The 24,438-nt window shown below is 46.2% G+C and carries 24 protein-coding genes; 15 read left to right on the top strand and 9 right to left on the bottom strand.

What is annotated here, in order from left to right; genetic code table 11:
• Nucleotides 1–12 precede the first annotated feature (12 nt).
• Both MKY87_RS14890 and MKY87_RS14885 read right to left on the bottom strand, forming a co-directional pair.
• Nucleotides 13–1,320 (bottom strand): VWA domain-containing protein, encoded by a 1,308-nt coding sequence (locus MKY87_RS14890; protein ID WP_340965245.1) that lies wholly within the window; start codon nucleotides 1,318–1,320, stop codon nucleotides 13–15.
• A gap of 104 nt (nucleotides 1,321–1,424) precedes the next feature.
• Nucleotides 1,425–1,889 carry a DUF4385 domain-containing protein gene (locus MKY87_RS14885; protein WP_047840920.1) on the bottom strand — a complete coding sequence of 155 codons (465 nt, stop codon included), beginning with the start codon at nucleotides 1,887–1,889 and terminating at the stop codon, nucleotides 1,425–1,427.
• Between the two features lie 96 nt (nucleotides 1,890–1,985).
• On the opposite strand from MKY87_RS14885, the gene MKY87_RS14880 reads away from it, so the two are divergent.
• From MKY87_RS14880 to MKY87_RS14860, 5 genes are all read left to right on the top strand, one after another.
• A complete protein-coding gene (locus MKY87_RS14880; protein ID WP_340965244.1) occupies nucleotides 1,986–2,453 on the top strand; it encodes a YfbM family protein in 468 nt (155 codons plus the stop codon).
• A 136-nt stretch (nucleotides 2,454–2,589) separates the two neighbouring features.
• Complete coding sequence (locus MKY87_RS14875; RefSeq protein ID WP_017691584.1) at nucleotides 2,590–2,718, top strand: hypothetical protein; 129 nt, start codon at nucleotides 2,590–2,592, stop codon at nucleotides 2,716–2,718.
• A gap of 207 nt (nucleotides 2,719–2,925) precedes the next feature.
• Complete coding sequence (locus MKY87_RS14870; protein ID WP_339787804.1) at nucleotides 2,926–4,434, top strand: copper amine oxidase N-terminal domain-containing protein; 1,509 nt, start codon at nucleotides 2,926–2,928, stop codon at nucleotides 4,432–4,434.
• A 243-nt stretch (nucleotides 4,435–4,677) separates the two neighbouring features.
• Complete coding sequence (locus MKY87_RS14865) at nucleotides 4,678–6,141, top strand: GNAT family N-acetyltransferase (RefSeq protein WP_340965242.1); 1,464 nt, start codon at nucleotides 4,678–4,680, stop codon at nucleotides 6,139–6,141.
• 144 nt (nucleotides 6,142–6,285) lie between these two features.
• Nucleotides 6,286–7,071, top strand: a complete 786-nt coding sequence (locus MKY87_RS14860; protein WP_340967454.1) for a glucose 1-dehydrogenase — start codon at nucleotides 6,286–6,288, stop codon at nucleotides 7,069–7,071.
• A 132-nt stretch (nucleotides 7,072–7,203) separates the two neighbouring features.
• Here MKY87_RS14860 and MKY87_RS14855 read toward each other — a convergent pair whose 3' ends face one another.
• From MKY87_RS14855 to pdxR, 3 genes are read right to left on the bottom strand one after another with little or no spacing between them, the layout of a single operon-like run.
• Nucleotides 7,204–7,662: a GNAT family N-acetyltransferase gene (locus MKY87_RS14855; protein ID WP_340965241.1), complete on the bottom strand. Its 459-nt coding sequence runs from the start codon at nucleotides 7,660–7,662 to the stop codon at nucleotides 7,204–7,206.
• Nucleotides 7,659–8,579, bottom strand: coding sequence for a D-alanine--D-alanine ligase (locus MKY87_RS14850; RefSeq protein WP_340965240.1), 921 nt, complete (start codon nucleotides 8,577–8,579; stop codon nucleotides 7,659–7,661). The genes MKY87_RS14855 and MKY87_RS14850 overlap by 4 nt, the downstream gene beginning before the upstream one ends.
• A 12-nt stretch (nucleotides 8,580–8,591) precedes the next feature.
• Entirely contained in the window at nucleotides 8,592–10,043 is a 1,452-nt protein-coding gene (gene pdxR / locus MKY87_RS14845) for a MocR-like pyridoxine biosynthesis transcription factor PdxR (protein ID WP_340965239.1), read from the bottom strand.
• Between the two features lie 673 nt (nucleotides 10,044–10,716).
• Between pdxR and MKY87_RS14840 the strand changes: the two genes are divergently transcribed.
• Nucleotides 10,717–11,073 (top strand): nucleotide excision repair endonuclease, encoded by a 357-nt coding sequence (locus MKY87_RS14840; protein ID WP_036612270.1) that lies wholly within the window; start codon nucleotides 10,717–10,719, stop codon nucleotides 11,071–11,073.
• Nucleotides 11,074–11,280: 207 nt separating this feature from the next.
• Nucleotides 11,281–12,027 carry a Bax inhibitor-1/YccA family protein gene (locus MKY87_RS14835; RefSeq protein WP_036612268.1) on the top strand — a complete coding sequence of 249 codons (747 nt, stop codon included), beginning with the start codon at nucleotides 11,281–11,283 and terminating at the stop codon, nucleotides 12,025–12,027.
• Between the two features lie 175 nt (nucleotides 12,028–12,202).
• On the opposite strand, the gene MKY87_RS14830 is transcribed toward MKY87_RS14835, so the two are convergent.
• Entirely contained in the window at nucleotides 12,203–12,889 is a 687-nt protein-coding gene (locus MKY87_RS14830) for a 4'-phosphopantetheinyl transferase family protein (RefSeq protein ID WP_340965237.1), read from the bottom strand.
• 159 nt (nucleotides 12,890–13,048) lie between these two features.
• On the bottom strand, nucleotides 13,049–13,918 hold the full coding sequence (locus MKY87_RS14825) for an arylamine N-acetyltransferase family protein (protein ID WP_445669459.1): 870 nt from the start codon (nucleotides 13,916–13,918) through the stop codon (nucleotides 13,049–13,051).
• A gap of 294 nt (nucleotides 13,919–14,212) precedes the next feature.
• Between MKY87_RS14825 and greA the strand changes: the two genes are divergently transcribed.
• The 3 genes from greA (at nucleotide 14,213) to rlmN (ending at nucleotide 17,600) form a co-directional block, all read left to right on the top strand.
• On the top strand, nucleotides 14,213–14,689 hold the full coding sequence (gene greA, locus MKY87_RS14820; protein WP_062836673.1) for a transcription elongation factor GreA: 477 nt from the start codon (nucleotides 14,213–14,215) through the stop codon (nucleotides 14,687–14,689).
• A 281-nt stretch (nucleotides 14,690–14,970) separates the two neighbouring features.
• Entirely contained in the window at nucleotides 14,971–16,326 is a 1,356-nt protein-coding gene (locus tag MKY87_RS14815; RefSeq protein WP_091035609.1) for a sodium-dependent transporter, read from the top strand.
• Nucleotides 16,327–16,505: 179 nt separating this feature from the next.
• The gene (gene rlmN / locus MKY87_RS14810) at nucleotides 16,506–17,600 is read left to right on the top strand and encodes a 23S rRNA (adenine(2503)-C(2))-methyltransferase RlmN (protein WP_339238704.1); all 1,095 of its coding nucleotides are present in this window, start codon (nucleotides 16,506–16,508) and stop codon (nucleotides 17,598–17,600) included.
• A gap of 167 nt (nucleotides 17,601–17,767) precedes the next feature.
• Here rlmN and MKY87_RS14805 read toward each other — a convergent pair whose 3' ends face one another.
• Nucleotides 17,768–18,208 carry a GNAT family N-acetyltransferase gene (locus MKY87_RS14805; RefSeq protein ID WP_340965234.1) on the bottom strand — a complete coding sequence of 147 codons (441 nt, stop codon included), beginning with the start codon at nucleotides 18,206–18,208 and terminating at the stop codon, nucleotides 17,768–17,770.
• A gap of 212 nt (nucleotides 18,209–18,420) precedes the next feature.
• Between MKY87_RS14805 and MKY87_RS14800 the strand changes: the two genes are divergently transcribed.
• The 5 genes from MKY87_RS14800 to MKY87_RS14780 all read left to right on the top strand — a co-directional run bounded on the left by MKY87_RS14800 (nucleotide 18,421) and on the right by MKY87_RS14780 (nucleotide 23,391).
• Complete coding sequence (locus tag MKY87_RS14800) at nucleotides 18,421–18,861, top strand: MarR family winged helix-turn-helix transcriptional regulator (protein WP_340967452.1); 441 nt, start codon at nucleotides 18,421–18,423, stop codon at nucleotides 18,859–18,861.
• A gap of 101 nt (nucleotides 18,862–18,962) precedes the next feature.
• Complete coding sequence (locus MKY87_RS14795; protein WP_340965232.1) at nucleotides 18,963–20,072, top strand: glycosyl hydrolase family 8; 1,110 nt, start codon at nucleotides 18,963–18,965, stop codon at nucleotides 20,070–20,072.
• A gap of 112 nt (nucleotides 20,073–20,184) precedes the next feature.
• Nucleotides 20,185–21,060, top strand: a complete 876-nt coding sequence (locus MKY87_RS14790) for a diguanylate cyclase domain-containing protein (RefSeq protein WP_338589329.1) — start codon at nucleotides 20,185–20,187, stop codon at nucleotides 21,058–21,060.
• Nucleotides 21,061–21,220: 160 nt separating this feature from the next.
• Nucleotides 21,221–22,516, top strand: a complete 1,296-nt coding sequence (locus MKY87_RS14785; RefSeq protein WP_339787837.1) for a glycosyltransferase family 2 protein — start codon at nucleotides 21,221–21,223, stop codon at nucleotides 22,514–22,516.
• A 146-nt stretch (nucleotides 22,517–22,662) separates the two neighbouring features.
• Complete coding sequence (locus tag MKY87_RS14780) at nucleotides 22,663–23,391, top strand: class I SAM-dependent DNA methyltransferase (RefSeq protein WP_340965230.1); 729 nt, start codon at nucleotides 22,663–22,665, stop codon at nucleotides 23,389–23,391.
• A gap of 199 nt (nucleotides 23,392–23,590) precedes the next feature.
• On the opposite strand, the gene MKY87_RS14775 is transcribed toward MKY87_RS14780, so the two are convergent.
• On the bottom strand, nucleotides 23,591–24,373 hold the full coding sequence (locus MKY87_RS14775; protein WP_340911813.1) for an ABC transporter ATP-binding protein: 783 nt from the start codon (nucleotides 24,371–24,373) through the stop codon (nucleotides 23,591–23,593).
• Nucleotides 24,374–24,438: the final 65 nt, after the last annotated feature.

Below are 24,438 nucleotides of genomic sequence, written 5' to 3'. Positions count from 1 at the left end.
AGGGTAAAAGCTTTAGGCCAAAATGCCTTTGGCCCGAGCTTCCTTTATCCAGTCTGGAAATTCAGTAAGGAGACGATCGTACAATTCTTCATCGCTGATCTTGGAGATGTCGTCGAGAGCAAAAAAGTCAGCATTATCGATGAAACGTCCAGTCATGTCATCGAGTTTCTCGAGAATACCGTAATTGGCTTGGCCTAGGCCAACGAATTGCCAGAACAGGTTTTTGGTTGAGCTTTCGGTAATAAGCCGCATGATTTTCCCTTTTTGACTGACTCCACCATCGCTAAAAAAGATAATATACGTTGGAATCTTCACTTCGGGTTCCTCGATCGTATATTTGCGAATGACATCCTGCATCACAGGAGGTTCGTTATTGGTACCGCCTTTGCTTCCCAGCGTATATGTGCGTTCAATATAATTCTCGAAATCCCTGGCGGTGACGCTAGGTGCACGCAAGAAGTCTTTGGCGAAGAACCAGACGTCCAACTCTCCGTTATCATCAAACGCTGATGCAATCGCCAGGATACGCTCGAAGGCCTCTTGCACGATGCCTTTGCGATACAGATGGTACATGGAGCCTGATGCGTCAAATACAACGGCAACACGTGCCTGTATAGGTTCAATCTTTTTCTTTTGCAGAGACAGGGTTACTTTACGCTTGAGGAGATCGATTTTGGTCAGGTTAAGCGGCGGATGATTCGTGTTTGGTGCAGCAACAGGTGCCAAGGCTTCTGGAGAGGCGGCTGCTACTTCAGCTTGTGCCGTGAGAAGAACCTGTTCGGCTTCCGAGGTGTCGTTACTCTCAATTTCAACACCGAATGACTCTGCCAGCGGCTGCAATCCACCAAAGAAACCTCGTCCAATCGCACGAACTTTGAACCCGTCACGATACTTGTAGATTTCAATGAGAATAAGCGCTGTTTCCGCAGTGACCTGTGTGATCTCGTAGGTGATCTGCTGGGAACCCGCTTGTACAATCGCCTGACATGCCTGAACATTGGCGAATGTGCCTTCCGCATCCAGAGTAGCCGTAAACACACATTTTTCTACAGAAGCTTGCCGTAATTGATTCGTATCCAGTACAAAAGAGGATTGCAGTTCATCTGCCTGTTGCAGAAGTACACTGTGGTGGGGATCAGCCTTCTGATTATAAAATACAAAATAGTCGTCAGATGGGACCTTTCCCTCTTCGTTTACCATAAAGCAGCTAACATCCAAGGGAGAGGGAGATGATGTACATTGAATGGTTACCTGAAGTTGAGCGCATTCGTTGATGCTAATATTCTGGCCTGTGTTTAAGTGAACGAGCGAATCTGTCATAATCGGATGCGCCTCTTTTCTCCAATATAATGGTTGAAAATGTACAGTAACAAGATCGATTCTGAGACAAATGTTTCCATAAGTCAATCTTTTCACCGTTGATCCTACGCTTCATCAGACTCGTACTTTTCTCGATGCTCCTTCTTCATCTTTACATAGTCTGGATCGGTCTTCGCAATCTCCCATTGTGCTTTGAATATAGCGGCGGCTTCTGCCTTCACCTTATCATTCTGATAGGGCAGGATCGAGCCATCCTCCTTCGAGTATTTGCGTCCTCCTTTGTGATTCGTATAACGTCTGGCCCGTGTATAGCCCATCTGGAGAAATTTACGAGCCATATCCATACCCACGAAATCTCCCTTTTTCTTATACTCCAAAAATAGCTCATAGATCTTCTCTGATGACTCTGTCGCAATCTCGGGTGTTTTGAATCGCCAGTGTGGCAGAATCTCGCCCTTGTACGGCTCAACCATCAGCACACCCTGCTCTCCCCGGCCTACGGTGTACAGCTCAGGATGTTTGCGCAGATCCAACTCATCATAATTGAGACTGTAATCAAATTTTTTCATGTATACGCCCTCCTTGATAGGGATTACCCCGATTCTGAACCAACAAGCACGGTTAATGGGGAACAATAGAAGGAATTACACAGGAGGGGTAGCGGTATGGGAATGTCCGGCAGATATCTTGTAGTAACTAAGGAGTTAGTTGAATCCATCAAGTCAGGTGAAATCAGTGTGCATGATTGTGCAGTTGATCTGGATATTGATAAAACGTGGCAGATGCTTCAATTCACGCTGAACGGTAACTTGTTAGAAGGGGAGCCGCCCCTGGGCTATGTGGTGCCTCTAGCAGGTGAGCAATACTTGGGAAACTATTCGGACATGGATCTCTTCTTGCTCAGTAATGAGCAGGTGCTGGAAGCCTACATGGCATTGGAGCAGCTCACACCGGAAGAATTAAAGCAGCGGTATAGTCTGGACCAGATGATCGCTGAGGGCGTCTATCCTGTCATGGAAGATTGGGATGCGGAAGAGACATTTCAGGAGATCGTTCAGACTGTGGATGGTGTCCAGGCCTTGTTTCAGGCCACGGCTGCAAGTGGGAACGGCATCATCTTTTATGTTTTCTAAATGAGCACTAAAATTATGATGGGAATTCTATGGCCGACACTGAGGCAGGTTTGAACTGTGCCTATTCGGGTTATTGATAGACACAAGGCTCAGGCCTTGATGACATGACAATCCGGTAGAAGAGAGGGAATGCGATATGACACAGGATCAGAACGAAGAGAACAAAGCGATTCAAGAGGACGAGCCGGATCAATTCGAGACTCCCGCAACTGCGGAAGATGAAGAAACGGATGAGAAACTCGCAGAAGATCAGGAGCAAGAATAACTCCCAGCATTGCATAATGAAGCAGGATGTTTTATCGAAACATACGATATGCTGAAATATAGATAGACCAGAGGTCGGACATGTTCCGGCCTTTTGGTTTATTTTTTGCGTATCCGTTTACAAGAATTACCTATACCTTCATAATGGAAATGAACCATATTTTTCTAAGGAGGAGTTCATATTACGAATCGGAAGTTAGTCCAATGGATGGCAGTGCCACTAGTACTTTTAATGGTTGTTCTTACAGGATGTCAGGCTGTGGGTGGAGTAGACGTTGGCAAAGCAATGGCCAATGGCGCGAGTATCAAGTCCGGTGAATCCAGACAATCCATGAATATAAACATAGAACCGGCTAAGGAATTTGCTACAGAGAAAGACCTTGAAATGATCGAACTTATTAACTCCATATCCCTGGATATTGATCAAGCCAAAATGAAAGATGCGAAGACAGCATCGATCAAAGGTACACTGAGCATGGAGGGAACAAAGTTACCTTTCCACGTGTCCATGAATGAGTCCCAATTGGTCATTGATCTGGACGGAGCCCAGAAACCGCTGTACATGTCTCTGGATACGTTCCAGGATGCACAGGCGCTTCCGATGGTAGATACGAAGGCTCTGGAGAAACAACTCGAGGAAATTTCCCCGAAACTGTTCTCTTTTGTCCTGAAGCATCTGTCCAATCCGAAGAACATCTCCGTAACACCGGTACAGGAATCCGTGAATGGCGAAGCACTTAGCCTCTCCAAGCTGCATCTGGAAGTTAGTGGTGAAGAGATGCTTGCCATGGTTAAACCATTCCTGACGAGTATTTCGAAGGATGAGCAAGGACTGAAAGACCTGATTGGCGATCTGTACGATGTGTTCTACCCTGTACTGGAAGCAGTGAATGAGGTAGAAGGTGGGGGAGACGATACGCTGAATTCGATCGTTCCTGAATCGAAAGATGAAGCCGTTGCGTCACTATATGCCATTATCAAAGTAGGACTGGACAGCATGCTGGTCAATTATGATCAGGAGCTGAACAACCTGTTGAATGAGACACCTGAATTCAAAACGGTATTTGGCACAGGTACCACACTGAAATTGGATTTCTATCTCGACAGCAAGCTGGATATTCGCAAGCAAAACTTTGAACTGAAAGTAGCGTTGCCGGCTTCCGAAGATCTGCCGGTGAACTCCGTAACCGTAAGTGGAGACAGTGAACAGTGGAATATCGGTGGAACGGTTGCAGTGGATGAAGTGGATGTATCAGGCGGCGTTATGGATCTGATGAAGGATGATATTACGCCTGGACAGATGCTGCGCAATTTTGATTCCAATTCACTGGCATACCAATTGCTGAAAGATGAAGCTGGAATCACGAGTAAAAGTGTAGTGCTCTTCCCGGATGATGAATACGCTGGGGCGATCACCGTTAAGAATACAACATTTGTTCCGCTTCGCTACGTGTCTGAGGAATTGGATGCTGAAGTGAAATGGACCAAAGGTTCAAACCAAATCGTTGTCATTGACGACATCACTGGTGACGAGATTGTCCTGACCGTAGGTTCCAAGAAGGCAACCGTTGCTGGTAAAGAAGTAACCATGGTGGAATCCGCCTATGTGGGCAAGGACGGCAAGACTTATGTGCCGCTGCGCTTTATGGCTGAATCCCTTGGAGCTACTGTAGATAAGGAACAAGAAACAGGCTGGATTTATATTGACCGTCCTTAAGTGAGACGTTGAAGTAGTCCTTAGCATGAGAGGGGATTTCAGAGTATGCCAGATTTCTCGTAATGATCGTGAAAAGAACACCGCAAAAATTCCGTTAGACCATGAACGGGATACGTGTGTCCTTTTAACCCATTACGAGGAGCTTCGGCGTTTCTGAAATGATGAAACGGATCGGGGAGTGCCTCTATTGGAGGTGCTCCTCTTTGTTGTGTCATCCTAAATAAATCCCCAGAGGTGTTGTATATGAAAAGTCAATTGTTCATCCATTCAAACTCCGTTACGTTGCGTCCATTTACGCTTGAAGATCAGGCTACCGTGTATGCATTAACCCAACAACCTGAAATCACCAATATGCTACCCGATTGGAAGATGACCGAGGAGCAGTTGCGTGAATTCTTACAGTTTGTCGTTGGCAGTTACCAACAGTTCAGCCCGGAAGATGTACGCATCCTGCTTGCCGTTGTACACAATAAAGATCAGCGTATCATTGGTTGGTGTGGTGTGTTTCCCAATGACATGCTGGATCGGGCTGACCGTGAAGTGGCTTACGCCATCTCACGGGATTACCGGAATAAAGGATACATCACAGAGGCTGTGCAGGCGCTAACAGCATATGTATTTGAGCATACCTTGCTGGATCGAATCGTGGGCATTGTGAAGCCGCACAACCAGCCGTCACGCAAAGTTCTGGAGCATACAGGTTTTCATTATATCTCTCGCAGAATGCTTATGGACCAGGAGTGCTATGATTATTTTGAACTGCTCAAAGTAAAGTCCGAACCAGCGCAATTGAAGCAGATGCATTGCACAGTTCGCTTAAGACGAGCACAGCAGGAAGATGCTGTTGTGCTTACAGAGATTTGCACTCGTGCTTTTGATCATGTCATAAAAGTCTGGGCGGATAATGAGAAGGATATCGATAGCAATCTATGCCCGCCTGATTATTCGTCAGTTCGCATGCATCGTTACGTGATCCGTGAATGGGATTATTATGTTGTAGAATCAGATGGATGCGCTATTGGCGGAGTGAGTGTTAACGTGCTTGGACGAAAACATGCCAGGATCGATAAGATCTATATTGACCCTGTATGCCAGGGCCGTGGCGTGGGAACTCAAGTCATGAGGCTTATTAAGGCTGAATTTCCACAGTTTGAAACCTGGAAGCTGGAGACCTCAGGTCGGCAGCTGGATAATCATCATTTTTACGAAAAAATGGGATATGTTTGTATCTATGCATCTGAGGATGAGTTTGTATATGAGAAGAACATGTCCGTTGATTCTTTTGATCCAACATGTGATGAGACATTAGCCAAGGACTCGGGTGAGTCGGTGGTTGAATATGTTAAAGCTAATCTGGACTCGGTTCGTTACAGTACCAGTAATCTGACCAATAGTCGGATCACTGACTGCAACCTGAGTGGAAGCAAATTTACCAATTTAAATATGACGAATATATTGCTAGCTGATTTGCGCCTAACCGACAGCAAGATTGAATTCTGTGCTTTGGATGGCGTTCAATTCCAGGACACACACCTTGGATCTGACCGTGTACCTATGCAGTGGGCGCATTGTGATCTTGGGGGAAGTCGTTTTATCGATTGCGATCTATCTGGAGTTCAGTTGGAACAATGTCAAGTGACCGGGATGAAGATCAACGGAGTAGAAGTAGAGGAATTACTTGCAGCCTATGAGGCTATGAAGTCCTGAGGACGAATGCCAGGGCGAATACGGAAGCATACTAATCCGGTTGAGATGCTGGCTGTAACAGATTCTCGTTTGATTAGAATAATTGAGGAAACGGGTATTTATCTATGGAAGATGTCCAAAACAGCAAAGGGAGGTCTATGAATGATGACTGAACGATTTGCGGGTAAAGTGGTCCTGATTACAGGCGGCGGTTCCGGCCTCGGGCGATCAGCTGCTGTGGAAGTAGCACGTGAAGGGGCGAAGCTTGCCTTGGTGGATGTGAACATGAAGGCGCTGGAAGAGACCAAACGTGTAATCTCCGAAGAGATACAGCATGCCGAGTTTCTGTTAATTGAAGGTGACGTAGCCAACGAAGAAGCTGTGAAGAAGTATGTTAGTGATACGGTCAATGAATTTGGGCGTATCGATGCATTTTTCAACAATGCAGGCATTGAAGGCAAGCAAAACCTGATCGAGAACTACGAGACAGAAATGTTTGATAAAGTTATCGATATCAATCTGAAGGGTGTATTTTTCGGGTTGAAGCACGTCCTGCCTGTGATGAAAAAACAGGGCGAAGGATATATTGTGAACTCGTCGTCTGTCGGTGGCATCCGCGCCGTGCCAAACCAGATTGCCTACGGAGCGAGCAAACATGCCGTAGCCGGCATGACCAAAGATGCAGCGATTGAATACGCCGAGCATGGGATCAGCGTTAATGCAATTGCACCCGGAGCCATTCTGACAGATATGGTTATCGGCTCGTTCAAACAGATCAATCCGAATGACTGGGAGTCAGCATCCAAAGAGTTCGTGAAGGACAACCCGGCGAAACGCTTGGGTGAACCGAAGGAAGTAGGGCGCCTCGTTGCCTTCCTGCTGTCCGGCGAAGCACCATTTATCAATGGAGCCATTATTCCGATTGATGGTGCGCAGTCAGCCAAATATTGATCCCATAATCATCAACAGCACATCAATGCGACATAGATATATACTGAAGAACGCCCTTTTTCGCCAAGTTGCGGATTGGGGCGTTCTTTTTTGGGTTTGATATTCAAGGGGGCGTATCCCGTATCCGGCAGGTTAAGTGTGCTGTAGAATCTGCGGCTTTTTGCTAAACCCGGTACTCCCGGCTATAAAGCCCATCTGGCGATAGAATTCATGTGCGGCTTCACGTTCTGGGCGATTGCCACTGTTCAGAGACAAGGAATCCACGTTATGCGTGACTGCCCATTGCTCAGCTTCAAGAATGAGCTGACGGCCGATGCCTGAGCCTCTGAATTGGTCGTGCACAACCAATGCCAAGATGCGGCAGTGTCTTCCGTTCTTTTCATACAGATAAGACGTCTGTAATCCGATCAGTCCAACTACGCGTCCGCGTGCTTCAGCAACCAGTGTAGTAAAGTTTGCGTCCGCAGAGATATGGGTATAGCGCTCTTCCATCTCGGCGTACGTGGTGGGATAACCAAGTTGGTCCATCAGAATGACCATATCCTGCAGATCTGTAGTGGAGCTATGTCTAATCGTCACATCCAGGCTCATAATGTTGTATCCTCCTTGGGTCTTTCCTTCAATGAAAGTTCAATAATGGTATCCAGCAGCTCTGCAAAAGAAATGCCTGCCGCGGCTGCACTTTTGGGCAGCAGACTGTTACGGGTAAGACCCGGCAGCGTGTTCACTTCAAGCACATACGGCAAGCCTTCCCGAATCATCATATCCACGCGAGCGTAGACACTGCATTTGAGCACCTGATAACAGGCCAAGGCCGCGGCTTCAACGCGATGGTGAAGGTCCAAAGGCAATTGCACAACCTGCTCATCGGCTCCGTGGTCATCGTATTTGGACGAATAATCGAAAAACTCCGCGTTCGAACGAATGGAGATCACCGGCAGCATCTTACCATCCAGAATGGCACAGGTAATCTCTTCACCTTCGATATACTGTTCAATCATGACCGTGTCATCCCAGGCAAGGGCAGCCTCTACAGCAGCGGACAGGGCGGAAGCTTCCTTCACCACTTGGGTACCGATGCTGGAACCGCCTGAATTGGGTTTGACCACCACGGGGTACGTTAATTGTTGAACAGCAATAGAGGACAGTTCCTCGATATGACTCACTCGCAGCCATTCTCCGGTAAGCACACCTGCATGCTGCATGAGTTGTTTGGACATGTCTTTATCCATGCATACACTGCTCGCAAGCACGCCACAACCTGTGTAGGGAATACCCAGGGATTCCAGTGTGCCTTGAACCGTACCGTCTTCGCCGTATTTGCCATGCAGGGCAAGCAGTGCCACATCGATCCCCGCTGACTTGTCGATTAGATCGCGCTTGGTATTCAGCTCAATGGGTACAACCTCGTATTTGTCTCTATTCAGGTTTGCAATCATCTCCTGTCCGGTGAGCAGGGAAATATCCCGCTCTGAAGATGTACCGCCCATAATCACGCCAACTTTCATGTGAAATCCTCCTTATCTCATTTGAGCTGCTGTCTCGCCAATGATGCGAATGCCTTTACGTATATTTTCATCGCTGACTCTGGAGAAACCCAGACGCATCGTGTTTACACCCTGACCGGTTTCCAGATAAAAGGTATCCCCAGGTGTGAACGTTACACCTTTCACTTTACAGGCGGCCAGCAGTTCACGGGTTCTGTATTCGGACGGGAACTGCACGAACAGATGCAGACCACCCGCACCGGAAATCCGGCACATTGGCAGATGCTGCTTCAGGCAACGCACAACCAATTCATATTTTCGCTTATACTCCGTACGAGCTCGCTTCAAATATTTCTCGAAATTACCGTTGCTCAGATATTGATACAATAACGATTGGTCCAGCGTGGAGGTATGGATGCTGCGTGCCCGTTTCATACTCTCCAGATAATCAATCAGCGCCGCATCCGCAATAATCCAACCTACCCGCAGACCTGGGAACAGTACTTTGGAGAAGCTGCCCAGATACACCAGTCCATTGCCTTTCCCCATGCTGGCGATCAGGGGAGATACGTGGGAACCGGAATAGCGCAATTCTTCGTTGAATCCATCTTCAATGATGGGAACCTGATACTTGTTCATCAACCGGATGATCTCTACCCGTTTCGCAGGGGACGTCACAATCCCGGTTGGATTGTGATAGGAGGGCACGAGATATGCCAGATCATATGGACTTGCCTCAAGTTCATTTTCCAGTTGCTTCAAGTCCAAGCCATCCGGCTCCATATTCACACCGGTCAGGTGGAACTGGTGTAATTTTAGATTTTTGATCGCCGTGTGGTGCGTTGGATTCTCACAGAGCGCTTTTCCGCTTTTTTTACGCAACGCTCCAAGCACCAGATCGAAACCTTCCGTGAATCCGTTGGTGATCAGAATGTCCTTGCCACGGAGGTCGACCCCTTTGTTCTCCATATAACGTAGTAAATAGTTCATCAGCGGTCTGTATCCTTGCGCATATCCGTAATTCAGCAGTACTTCGCCTTCAAGTGACATGCGATCCAGAAAAGCCCGTTTCACGTTGTGCAGATCAAACAGCTTTTCATCCGGTGCTATGCTGGTAAACGATATTTCACCGCGCTCTGCTCCGGAGCCATGCTTCATCAGATCGTACTGCTCTGCCTGAATGGCATACTCGCTTACCTCTGTCGTCCAGTCCAGTTTCCAGCTTGCTGCTGCCTCAGGTGTTTCGATGGAGGCACTGACGTAATTGCCCTTGCCTTTGACTGCATAGATCAGTCCCTCATCTTCAAGCTCGGCATAAGCGAGCAGGACCGTGCTGCGACTAACCTTCATGAGTGTGCTGAGTTCACGGGTCGAGGGCAGTTTTTGTTTGGCTTGCAGGCCGCCTTTGAGCATCAATCGCTTCATATAATCTTTGACTTGTATATATACAGGGCGGTCCTCCGTCAGTTGCAGATCGGAATACATCCCATCACTCCCTCTATTGGTATCTTGCCATATTATAAACCCAGCAGAAAGAACCACGATACCTCTGTTTCCCTGAGCGTGTGGTTGGTTGTTCGCACAAACGCAAAAAAGCCCTGGCAGTATGCCGGGGCCTGGTGGTGAAACTTGATCCATTTTCTATAGTACTGCTGCTATAATTTCTACAGTTGCATTGCATGACTAGTCTCTCTAGGATCGATAGCTATCTGACCTTCTACGTGTGTCTATTAACTTCAGTACGACTATAATTGCAGGCTTTCTAGGTGATACTTAAAATCTACAGTGAATCATGAATCTAGGTCTTTCTAAGTTTGCTTGCTGCAAGGGTCGAGTAGATGATGAATCCACAATCTATAAGCTAGGGTTCTTGCTAACTGTACTCTTGTCGTGATCACGTAACAGAATTCAGCATGAAAAAGATATTCAATCATAGGGTACAATAGACGGAGGTAGATATAAAGACGTATGTCTCAGTGCCCAATTTCTTCCTCATACCCCTATAGTACCACTTTGAATCAGGGAAGTTAACCTTTTTTTTGAAATATTTGTCGTAATAGCGAAAATTGCGTGAATTGTACTTCATATAGATTGAAATGGTGTCCCTTTATAATATGTGATAGGATGTAAACCTATAGATAATGAGGAAGTGAGCCTATTGATTAATATTACCGTGCCAACACCGGATGTAACCATCACAAAGCAGGCTGATCCACAGCTTAGCCACATTTATGGATTTACTGATTTTCACCTGATTACCCGGGAACTAGGCGGGATTTTCATGTTTTACAATGCCGCTGGAGAGTTGTTATTTGTCGGGAAAGCACGTAAATTAAGACCACGTATCAAAAAGCATTTTGAAGACACGGTATCACCAATTAAGAATCACCGGGAAGAAGTAACGAAGATTGAAGTATGCCTGGTTGAAGATCCGGTAGATCGTGAAATTTACGAGACGTATATCATCAACACGATGCGTGCGAAATACAATGTAGATAAAGTCTTGTACAAATAAGACACTTAAAAAGCACATGAACATGCAATGTCTGGGACATATGTCCTAATTGTTTCGCCAGTGGTTACGGATGTAATCGAAGGATTGCATCCGATTCCTGCTGGTGCCATCCCGATCTTTTCGAGGGAGTAGCTTGTAGAATTGAACCGTAGTACGCCCAAACTTAGTATCACAGATATATCAAATACATATGAAGAGGTGATTGTGTTGATCGGTCGTAGCGGTAACCCTACACTTAAAGACAGCACGTTTGAAAACAGAGGATATGGAGAAGATCGGTATCAGAATTACATGACGATCAACGGTACGGTTAACAAAGCGTTTATTACGCTTGTGATCCTGCTGGGCAGTGCGTTTGCAACATGGATGATGTTTTTTAACGGACAACAAGTGATGCCGCTCGCTTATGGCGGATTGATCGTTGGTTTCATTCTGGCACTTGTGATTTCGTTTAAACCCGTAGCGGCACCATATCTGGTACCCGTCTATGCTGTGGCAGAAGGCCTTTTCCTTGGAGCACTCTCTGCAACCTATGAGTCCCTGTATAACGGAATTACCTTACAGGCGGCTCTGTTGACCATGGCTGTATTCATCGCTCTGCTGGTGGCATACAAAACCAGATTGATCAAAGCTACGGAGAATTTCAAGCTTGGGGTTGTGGCTGCAACCGGCGGTATCATGATCATGTATCTGCTGAGCTTTGTACTTGGTTTCTTCGGAATTTCGATTCCTTACCTGCATGATAACAGCTTAATCGGCATTGGTATTTCGGTCGTTATTGTCATTGTTGCTGCCCTCAATCTAGTCCTTGATTTCGACTTCATCGAGGGTGGTGCTGAACGTGGTGCGCCCAAGTACATGGAGTGGTACGGTGCGTTTGGATTGATGGTTACCCTGGTATGGCTGTACATTGAGATCATCCGTCTGCTTGGCAAATTGCGGAGCCGGGATTAGTTCTATTCAATTCGTACGAGACGTAAACGTAGTGTGAATGTAAAGTTAAAAAGCCAAAAAGCTAACGCGTGATACTCACGTCGTTAGCTTTTTTTAATTAACCTTAGCCAGGGCTTCTTGATGCCAGCCTCTTACAAAACTCAACTGATCCCAACTAGTTCAGCCCAGCACCGCTCTATACCAACTCTGTATATAGATCCTCCAAGGTAATGATCTCGGGCTGGCTTGGCAGCTCTCCACCAGCCGAACATGCCGCAAGCATATGTCCTTCATCCAGTCGCTGACTGAGAAAGAGATAAGTCTCGGCCTGTTTGCAATGCCAATCTTCCCGCTCATCAGGTAGGATGGCGAAGGAGTCCAGTGGTATGGACAAGCCCATACCGACTGCCTTGATATAACTTTCCTTCAGCGTCCATAGACGGTAGAAGGTTTCCAGCCACCGATCGTCAGGCTCGGCAGCCAAGAACTGGCTCTCCTTAGGAGAGAAGAAACGCTCTGCAATCTGCATGTCAATTGGAGCTATTTTTTCCACATCTACGCCCAGTTCATCTGTACTGCCAGAGATCAGAGCAATCCAATCACCAGAATGGGAGACGTTGAATTGTACATCCGAATGGTGATTGAGCGAAGGTTTGCCGTAGGAATTACGGGAAAAAGAAAGCTCAGCAGGTCTCAGTCCAGTTAATTTGCTCAAAGATACGCGAGTCAATATCTCGCCCAGCACGGAGCGATACGCGTCAGCCTGACGCACAAAACGCGAAGCCTGAGCACGTCGATTGGCAGAAACTTGCGACAAAAAGTGGTTCCAGTACGCCTCGGGCAATACTTCTGGAACTTGGAGCACACGAATAGTTATCATCATTTATCACCTGAATACGTATTCGGCGCAGTTCAGTAACTTCCCTTTATATGGAACGTCCCCTCAACTCTTCCTCCCAAATCATCACTATACGGATGCCCTAACAAGCAAGCCGGTTGTCTCGCTTTTCATGTTAAGGCCTCAGGTTCTGCATCTTCCTCTTCATGCTTCCTGTACTTGTTTCCATTCTGTATGCGCAGACTGCACTCGCTCCCACATCTCTTGGCATTCCAGTTCGCTGTAATTCACCAAGGATTCATGGAATATTTCAGTTAATACGTTGCGCCACTCGGTATAATTCCTGATCTCCGTTTTCCGGATTCCTTCGATATCATGAGTTCGGAGCATACATCCACGTAATTCATGACTGCGATTCTTATCCCGCTGACGAAGCAAAAATGCGTTATGCCAAGGTGATTCGGCCGCCCGACTGTAGAATTCATGTTTGGGGATGAACTCCTCCAGATCGTGGACTACCTCGGGAGCATAGTCGACGCCTTCACTTGGCCCATTCGGTTCGTACTCAAGCCGCCATCCCCTAGGAGCAACAGATGAAGGCATCAATTGGTATGTGAACGGATCTGAACCATAGGTTCCATAACGAAGTGGCAGAGGTTCAAAGGGCATTCCGCCCAGACCTACATCTACAATCCAGCGTTCAACTGTTGGGTCAGCATCCGGCAGAAGGACAGACAGACCGAGATGGAATGAGTTCACACGGGGTTGTTCCCCATGAGGCTGTACTCCCCCGCGATGCCAATCAACCGAATAACCCAGCGAGCGGAGAAGAACACTAAATGCACCATTTAGATGAAAGCAGTAGCCGCTGCGTCCCTGTAATATAAGTTGAATTGAATCTTGAAGACGGATTCCCGCAGGATGACCTGCAAAAATATCGACCGTTTGCCAAGAAAGATATTGTACATGTGCTCGCTGGAGTTCAAATAAGAATTCCAGTGTAGGTTGCTTTATATCTTCAATGCCGATCCGTTTCAGATAGGTCTGTATTTCAGCTGTATTCAATAGTTCAATCATTCAGAGTCACCTCACGTCATATGGTGGGCTACAGCCCAAATTTTTGTAAAACTTCTGCTGCCCTGAGTTCATTGTAAAATTCAACGGGTGAAAACAACATCATCAATTGAGTTGATTGTAACGGTACAATTCATAGGATAGACTTTAAAATCATCTCAATAGATGGACATGGTTTTGATGTCATTGAAATACAATATATGGATGAGCAATTTCTTTTTCTGGGGTATGCTAACCCTTTGGAGTGGATATAGGTTAGAATATAGATAGATAGCAGGATTAGGAGATGGAAAAATGGCTAATGATGAAGTGATTTTGACACAGGAAGGCTTGGAAAAGCTGGAGGACGAACTGAGGGATTTGAAGACGGTGAAGCGTAAGGAACTGGCTGAGCGTCTGAAACTCGCCATCAGTTACGGTGACCTGAAGGAAAATAGTGAGTATCATTCAGCCAAAGATGATCAGGCCTTTATGGAGACCCGGATTTTAATCTTGGAGAAGATGTTAACGAAAGCAAGAGTCATCTCTTCAGACAATATAGACTCCAACAAAGTGAGCATTGGATCGACGGTGTTGCTTAATGACATTGAGTTCGCCGAGAAGATTGAATATAAAGTGGTTGGTCCTGCCGAGGCCGATGTTGCGGATAATAAAATTTCGTACGAGAGCCCGCTGGGCAAGGAATTGATGGGCAAAGAAGTGGGCAGCGTCATTCATGTCAATGCTCCGATGGGCGTTATCAAGTACGAGTTACTTCAAATCAAAGTGTAATCAAAATAAGAGGTGTTCCGCAGTCATCCAAGTGGCTGAGGGGACACCTCTTTTGATTTTACTGGGCTTTGAACGTTTGGAAATATGGATTTGTTGAAACTTCATACGGTTGGACTAACGGACTTTATCACATACTGTGTTTAAGGAACTTATGAGATGAAGATTTCCGTGTGTTTTATATGTAAAAAAATAACATTTCGACAAATTTCGAATTTCGAATGACCTGACAAGGTGAGTAGTATATAATTACGGGAAAACTTTAAAGTGATGGAGTAGATACGATGAATTTTAGTAAGCCTAATCTAGATCAAGACAACGCTGGCAAAGGAGAACGTTTCTCCCAAGCTGGATTTATCCTGGCGGCCATTGGTAGTTCGGTTGGTCTGGGCAACATGTGGAAATTCCCGTACATTACGGGTGAGAACGGAGGGGCTGCGTTTTTCCTGCTCTTCATCGTCTGTTTGCTGCTCATCGGTCTGCCAGTGCTCTTGGCTGAACTTGCGATTGGTCGCAGTGGCAGAGGTAGTGCAGCTACTGCTTTTATCAAAGCAGGTGGACATAAGGGCTGGCTCGCAGCCGGATTGCTGCAAGTACTGACGCCGTTTATCATCCTGTCTTTTTATGTCATTATTGCAGGCTGGACCTTGCAATATGCAATTACGTCATTCAGTGGAACATTGTTCAACAATCCGGATTATGCCGGACAGTTCAATTCCTTCATAGGCGGTTATATGCCGATTGTATGGCAACTGGTTTCGGTTCTGATCACAGGCTGGATTGTTGCCAAAGGGGTATCTAACGGAATCGAGAAGTTTAACAAGGTGCTGATTCCAGCGATGTTGGTACTGCTCATTATCCTGATGATTCGTGCAGTTACATTGCCGGGTGCAGGAGCTGGGGTTTCCTTCTTCCTGAATCCGGACTTCTCACAACTTACAACGGAATCCGCACTGGTGGCGCTTGGACATGCCTTCTTCTCCCTGTCACTGGGGATGGGTATTCTTGTAACCTACGGTTCGTATGTGGATAAAAATCAATCCCTCGGTGCGGCAACCGTCGCCGTTGGTGCAGGTGACCTGATCTATGCATTCATTGCGGGTCTGATCATCTTCCCAACAACATTCTCGTTTGGTATTGCACCGGACCAAGGACCGTCATTGATCTTTGTGGCACTTCCGGCGGCCTTCTCGGCGATGCCACTTGGTTTCTTGTTTGGCGGACTGTTCTTCATCCTGTTGGCTATTGCGGCATTGACGTCAGCAGTATCCTTGCTGGAAGTTCCGGTGAAATATTTCATGGAACGTTTGTCCTGGAGCCGCAGTCGTGCCGTATGGGTGATATCGCTAGCGGTCTTCATCGTGGGACTTCCTTCGGTATTGTCGCTCGGCTTGCAGCCTGAATGGACGATTGGATCGAAGAGTGTGTTCGACTGGATGGACTTTGTAGCATCCAACATCCTGCTGCCTGTCGGTGGATTGCTTGTGACGATTTTTGCCGGATACTTCTGGAAAACGGCTGCGGAAGCTTCCGGCCTGCGTTCCGGATGGTTCCGGGTGTGGCTGTTCATGCTGCGTTACGTAGCTCCGATCCTGGTTCTGCTGGTTCTACTGCACACATCCGGTATCATTCACTTCTAATGGTGAAGGCCCGATAGGGTGAAATATGGTCTGTTGTGCAGATTTACCATGGATAAAACCTCTTGGAAGAAATGCAAAAGCCCTTGTTTTCCCTCGTCAATTTTGGGACAATACGGAGTAGAGGTTTTTTGGGTAGGACCGATAAGCCATATGCTTTTTTGCGAAAAGAGGATTATACAATGAACAAATCATCCATATATGGATTAACATTAGAGCAATTACGTTCCTGGCTGCCGGAGCATGGGCAGAAAAAATCCCGTGCATCCCGGATCTGGGAATGGTTATATCAAGAGCGTGTACACGATTTCCCGGCGATGTCCGATGTCCGTCAAGAATGTCTGGATGTACTTTCCGAGCATTTCACAATGAACTCGTTGAGCGAGCATGTGAAGCAGGAATCGGCAGATGGTACCGTGAAGTTTCTGCTTCGGATGCAGGACGGCAACCTGATTGAGACAGTATTGATGCGGCAAAAATACGGACTTACCGTCTGTGTGACCACACAAGTGGGCTGTAACATTGGTTGCAGCTTCTGTGCGAGCGGTCTGATCAAGAAGAGCCGAGACCTGACCGCTGGAGAGATTGTGGAACAGATTATGCATGTGCAGCGACATCTGGATGCAGCGGGTCAAGACGAGCGGGTAACCAACGTCGTTGTGATGGGGATTGGCGAACCATTCGACAACTTCCAACACATGAGTGATTTCATCGAAGTCATCAAGGATCGCAAAGGATTGGCGCTGGCGGCGAAACGGATAACTGTATCCACGAGCGGCCTTCCGGACAAAATCAAGGAATTTGCAGACAGCAGTCTGCAGGTTAACCTGGCAATCTCTCTGCATGCACCTAATAATGAACTGCGTACGCACATCATGAAGATCAACCGGGCTTTCCCGATTGAGCAATTGATGGATGCGGTGGATTATTATCTGGCTACAACGAACAAACGCATCATGTTTGAGTACATCCTGTTACGTGATGTTAACGATCAACGTGAGCATGCCGCGGAGCTCGCTGAACTGTTGTCCAGTCGCAGAAGTATGGTCAGTGTGAATCTGATCCCATACAACCCGGTGGATGAGCACAGTCAGTATCAACGGAGTACAGAAGAATCGATTCTGGGTTTCTATGATACGCTCAAAAAGAACAACATTAACTCCACTGTACGTATGGAACATGGTACGGATATCGATGCTGCTTGCGGACAGCTGCGCAGTAAACAAATGAAGAACAACACTGCCGAATCTGAGCCAGACCGTCTGGCATTGGGATAAGACACAACGCGGAGCTGGCAAGTAAAGTTAGGATACTTGGTTGCTCTAATGGGTGCCTCTACGTGCCATTTACCGTTGTTGGGTTGCGAATGCGTTGCCTGGTCTTAATGCAAAACGCCTCTGTATATCACTGAGAAGTGATAACGGAGGCGTTTTTTGGAGTTTCATTATTTCAGTTTTTTGGTCATCAGCAGATGAGGAATGCCGTCTTCCATAAATACTTCCGACGCGGATGCATATCCGAGACGTTCGTAGAACCCGGAAGCTTGTACCTGTGAATGCAGCTTGGCTTTCTCAAGACCATCAGCAATAGCCATTTGCTCCAGCTTGTCGATCAGCACACGGCCCAGACCGTGTTTGCGGTAATCGAGCATGACACAGATTCGTTCCAATTTGGCGACCTGTTCCACATTGCGCAGTCTGGAGGAAGCAGCAGGCACACCGTCTACGTAGAGCAGAATGTGGCGTGCCTCCGCGTCTAATGTATCATAAGCATCGAATTCATCCGCTGCGGGTACGCCTTGTTCTTCGACAAAAATAGCAGTTCGAATGGCGAAGCAGGCATCGAGCAATTCCTGATTATTAACTTCAACAATCGTTGTATTCATGAATGTTTCTCCTTTGGACGATAGTAATCATATCCGGGCATGATAAACTGGTATATAGCATAATCATTGCAGCCGTTCCATGTGAGTATCTTGGTTAAAATTTAATCCAATTTAACTGTAGTTATATCACTATTTATGTTGTGAATGCAACAATTTTATAAAAGGGCGTGAGCGCATTGACTGATAAAAAAGAAGTGTTGCGTGAAATTGGCATGATTGCCCGCTGTCTGGATTCGATCAGCAATGTCGAATTTCAACATCTGAACTTGTCCCGAGGCCAATATCTGTATCTTTATCGCATATGTGAGAATCCGGGCATTATTCCCAACCAGCTGGCTGAACTAATCAAAGTAGATCGAACGACAGCGGCCAGAGCGATTAGCAAACTCGAATCCGATGGATTTATTGTCAAACAGTCGGCAATAGACAATAAGAAGAACAAGTTGTTATATCCGACAGAAGCTGGCCTGAAAGCATGGGAATTCATTCGTAAAGAGGGCGAGCATTCCGACCAGGTGACGCTGGACGGCTTTACGGATGAAGATATAGAGACCGCGGTTAAGCTTCTCCGCCGAATGCGCCACAACATCGAGGTAGACTGGAAATTTGTCAAAAAGGGCGGACGGCGGTCCTACATGGATATCTCAGAATGAACAATGCCTCTATCCTTGACCCCTACATCCCAGACCCTAGCCGAACCGATCTCAAGGAGCAGAGTCATTATCTCACAATAGCAAAAGTACAGGAGGGAATCATGAAGAGAGTGAACCGGAAAACAGTAACGTGGTTGGTCATATTGGTGGTCAGTATTGCAGCAGCGTTCATTATTTTCATGAAGGAGCGGTTCGTGATGAATGAATTATCCCCTACAGTATCCTTTGTCCAAGATCATATGACCAATCCCAATGGTTTACTTGCGTCCTATTTGCAGGATGCCACATCCGAAAAAGCGGATATCGTAGCAGGCAGAGAGGTTTTATCTGAATCACTTGGTCTTTGGATGCAATATGCTGTAGCCAAGAACGATCAGGCGTTATTTGAGCAAAGCTATGAGCTGCTGACGACCTATTTCCTCATGCCGCAAAAATATATTGCCTGGAAGCTGGATGCTGAGGGAAAATCTCACGTGACCACCAACGCGCTCGGTGATGATTTCCGAATTGTAGGTGCCTTATTAAAGGCAGCAGATCAATGGCAACAGGGAAGAGAAGCCAAACTGGCAACGGCCTCGGATATTTCCCGTACACTGACGCAGTCGGTTCAGAATAAAGGATATTATGTTGATTTTCACGATTTTGGCAACGGTTACTCCGCGGATATGTTAAGCCTGGTTTATGTGGATCTACCGTCTCTCCAATTAATGGAGAAGCATGAAATGCTGGAGCCGGGCACATATGCCAAGTACGAATCCATGTTGAAGAGTATGCCGGATGACGGGATATTTTATCCGAAAACATTCAATGTGGGGACGAAAGAGTATACATATGATGACACAGTGAATCTGATTGATCAGCTGATCGTAGCGAACCATCTAACTGCGACCAGCCGCAAACCGGACAAGCTCATTGCTTTTTTGAAAAAAGAATTCAATACCCGTCATCAGCTGCCGGGACAATATAAGCGTAGTACTCGCACACCTGCGGTATCTTACCAATCTCCATCCGTATATGGACTCGCGATACTGCTTGCGGTTCAATCAGGTGATCCAAAATGGGCGAAACAGCTGTATAAGCATATGATCAGCATGCGTAGTCTGGATGCCAGTTATCCAGGCGGATATGTATTTAGTGGAAACACACATATGTTTGATAACCTGTTTCCTTTGCTTGGGGAGACTGAATTACAAAAGTTACTTAAAAAGTAATAAAAATGTCGTTTAATATATTCAACTATGTGTTAACATAATGTTTGTCTATTCATGTCATATATTGTTTACTCGAAATATCACTAACCAATCTACTGGAGAGAAGAAACCTATGAGGAATAAAGCACCCATCCTTCGTATTGCATGGGGATATGCGAGTTTGATTGGATTAGCCGTAATCCAGCAGCTCGTTGTCTATCTTAAGATTTATATGAATCAGAGTTATACTACACTGGATGTGGTGTTTAGCATTGTGTCGCTTGCAGCGCTGATCCTGGGTTTTGTGATACCTGTCGGGGTATCTGTCGTCGCCGGATTTATCTATCTGGTCTCTTATTTTGTATGGCTTGTTACCTACGCGGATGTAAGTGTACTTACGTTCTCTTGGTGGCTGCTCATTCCAGCCAACGTTGCCGTGGCTGCGTTCATCAAGGCAAGTCTTGTGCGCAATGCGCGTGTCATGGAGCGTCTGCAGGAGCTTCAGGAGCGTAATCCGGAGATTGATCTGGATACCTCTCTGGGCAATAAGGATGCACTTGCGGATACGCTTGTTAAGCAAAGTAATCTAGCCAGACGTTATTCGGAGCAATATGGATTCAGCATGGCGATGTTCAAGATCGAGTTTTTGCCGTTGGTACTGGAATCACTCGGTTCCGTACGTTATGCACAGTTCCTTCTTGAACTATCCACTACCATACAGAAGCAGATTCGGTTTGAGGATTATAAATTTTTTGTGGATCGAGGACGTTTTGTGATTATCTGTCCAATGACCAATGTGGAGTACTTGCCCATCCTGACACAACGGATCAAAAAAGCCATGATGGATCTGCAAATCATCGATAAAAAGGGAAATGAGTTGCAGACGGTTATTCGATCGGGTGCACTGGTATTCCAGAAGGAACAATTCAGTAAGTATGAGGATATCGATGCTGTTATTGCGGCACTGGAACGGAACACAGAGACAGATCTCATTGGTGAATACATCTAGATGCTATGGGGGAGGAGTATTTCTTTGAATTATTTAACATGGTTTGTTCCATTATGTATTGTAGTTAGCAGTTTCTTTGCCATTACGATTCTTATATTAACCTTTGCGACTCTTCGTTTTCGAGGGAAAATTAACAGGAAATATGATCGGAGGAAATTGAATGGCTGATTTCCTGCTGTTGATGTCCATCCTCAGTATTTGGATATCCGTCACCGAGTCGATTGTCATTATGGCTGGAGCTATTCGTTTCATTAACAAACAAGAAAAAAAGGGAATTCAAATTCCTGAAAGTATGGATGATTACCCCACTGTGACTGTCATGGTGCCTGCGCATAATGAAGGGGTAGTTATCGTGTCTACCGTTGAGCATATATTGCGTCTGAACTACCCTGAGCATAAAGTTCAAGTTATTGTTATTGCAGATAATTGTACAGATAATACAGCAGAGCGCCTGAAGGAACTCAAGGCCAAGACGAGTTATGCAGATCGTGACTTTACCATTCTGGAGCGTACCGGTACAGGTGGGAAGTCGGGAGCATTGAATGATGGCCTTGAACTGGCGTGGGGAGAATGGATATGTATCTATGACGCAGATGCGGCGCCTGAGCGGAATGCATTGATGTTTTTGACACAAAAAGCATTGGAAAACCCGGAGAAGTATGGTGCTGTATTTGGTCGAAACAAAGCTCGTAATCGGGGTCAGAATTTTCTCTCCCGTTGCATTAATCTGGAACTTATAACGGTCCAACGTGTTCATCATACGGGGCTATGGGAGTTATTCAAACTGGGCACGATTCCTGGTACGAACTATATTATCAAGGCAGCACTGATCCGTGAGATTGGTGGATGGGACCCTGATGCGATCACGGAAGATACGGCCGTGTCGTTTGATATTCTTACTCGGGGTCAGCTTATTGCATTAGCGCCACAAGCAGAGGCTTACCAGCAGGAACCTGAGCAATTATCGGTATATATGAAACAGCGCCAGCGCTGGTCCAAGGGAAATTACCAGGTTGTTATCGACAATGTGAAGCATTTATTTGACCGTACTAGCTGGAGAATTAAACTGCATGTTCTGTACTATGCTGCAAGTTATTTCTGGTTTATGATCGCTATTATTGTATCGGATATTATTTTTGTCTCGAATCTAGTGTATCAGGTTATTGCATTATTTAATCCGAATGTCATTTCTCCCTTCCAGTTCTCAGGGGATGTTTACGTGTATCTCGTAATAGCATGGGCATTAATGTACTACATTTATGTACTACAAATTAATCTCGCACTCTCAGCAGATATTGGGCAAAGCAATACGCAGAATTTTATTGTGGCCTGCCTCTCCTATTTCACATATGCCCAGTTATTTCTGGTCATATCCGTCAAAGCATTTATCTCGCTTATTGGAGATAAGCTATTCCGGAGAGAAACCAAATGGTACAAAACGCAGCGTTTTGGCTGAGAAACATCAACTTATAAATGAAGGGCTGTTTTCTGGATTCGTTCAGAAGGCAGTCTTTTTTACTATGGAAAGATTGGTTGGCATTATGTATACTCTTTCAGGCTGTACATATTGAACGTTGCATAAAGGAAACGGAGGCGTGTGGAATGGGCTACAGGGGACCTGAGTTTTACGATAATGAGGAGAACTTTGAGAAGTATATGGAACGCCGCCAGTGGCAGGAGAATGCCAATGATACGTTAGAGAAACCCGTTATGCTAGAGCTGATCGGAGACGTTGCGGGCAAGAGCATACTGGATCTTGGCTGCGGGGATGCGAGGTTTGGCGTAGAATTGCTCCGTTCTGGTCAAGAGGGTACAACTTACACGGGAGTTGAAGGTTCACTGAATATGGTGCGGGCAGCTAACGAATCGGTTAAAGACACGAATGCACAGATTGAACAGGCATTCATGGAAGACTGGATCTATCCGGCAGGTACATACGATCTGGTTATATCCCGACTGGCTGTTCACTACATCGAGGATGTGGAGAGCCTATTCCACAAGATATATAACACGTTAAATGAAAATGGCACATTCATATTTTCGGTAGAACATCCTGTGATCACGTCCACACTGCAACCTTCCGGGACGCGAACGGATTGGGTGGTTGATCAGTATTTTGAGGAAGGATTCCGTGAGCAGCAGTGGCTGGGCGGTTCTGTGAAAAAGATGCATCGTTCCATTGAATCATACTTTATGGCATTGCAGCGGGCAGGATTCCGTGTAGAACATTTGCGCGAGTCAGCACCACAACGTGCTTATTTTGTAAACGAGGAAACCTATCTGCGCAGGCAGCGTATTCCATTGTTTCTGTTCCTGGCAGCCCGGAAATAGATCGTGGAGAAGAATATAGATAAATAGAAGGACATAACTAAGTTATACTCATAAATTAGAAAGTTCTACACAGAAAACGGTGGATAACACTAGATATAGCAGTTAAAAGCCCGAAATCTATCCACATGTGGATAAGATATTGGGCTTTTACTGTTAAGTTTCTTCACCTATGTTACGTTTGCTGTGTATAACCATGCGATTATGAATCCGCCGCTGCTCTGACATAGACACGATCCCCGTGCCGATCCACTTCCACAGGTGCCTCGAAGAAGTTGCTCAGCACTTCGGTGTTCATCAGCTCGCTAGTTAATCCGCTATTCACGATTTCACCCCTGCGTAGCAAGAGACTGTGACTAAACACGGGCAATATTTCCTCGGTATGATGGGTGACGTAGATGAGCGAAGGGGTATCTGGACGCTGTGATAGTTCACGGATGCTGTCCAGCAGTCGCTCCCTTGAGAACAGATCCAGTCCATTGCAAGGCTCGTCCAGAATGAGTACGCGTGGATTGGCCATGAGTGCTCGGGCAATAAGGAGTTTCTGTTTCTCGCCTTGAGAACAGGTACGATATTCCCGATCCCACAGGTGCTGACAGCCCAGCGTTTGCATTAATTGTTTTGCTTGATCCAGATCATCATCTGACAGCTTGTCATACAGGCCAATGGTGGCATGTTTGCCGCTGATCACGACATACTGTGTGCGATCCGTGCCGTACAATTTCTCTTGAAGAGATGAACTGACCCAGCCGATGGATTTGCGAAGCTGCCTCAGATCCACATCTCCATATTCATGGCCTAACACGGATATCTTGCCTTCGGTCGGCCACAGATACCCGGTGATCATGTTCAGGAGTGTTGTTTTGCCGGAGCCATTCAGGCCAAGCAACGCCCAGTGTTCACCGTCTTTAACCTGCCAGCTTACATCATTCAGCAGGGTAAGAGGTCCCCTTTTCCAAGTGACATGCTGTACATCAATTATCATGGGTTATTCCTTCCTCCTGTTATCCTCGAGTGTCCTAGGTGTATTGTAGTCACAAAATCAGTGAG

The sequence above is a fragment of the Paenibacillus sp. FSL R7-0198 genome (genome assembly GCF_038000415.1).
GTDB lineage: Bacteria > Bacillota > Bacilli > Paenibacillales > Paenibacillaceae > Paenibacillus.
The sequence above is the reverse complement of the archived record's forward strand: the minus strand, read 5'-3'. Positions and strand labels throughout refer to the sequence as shown.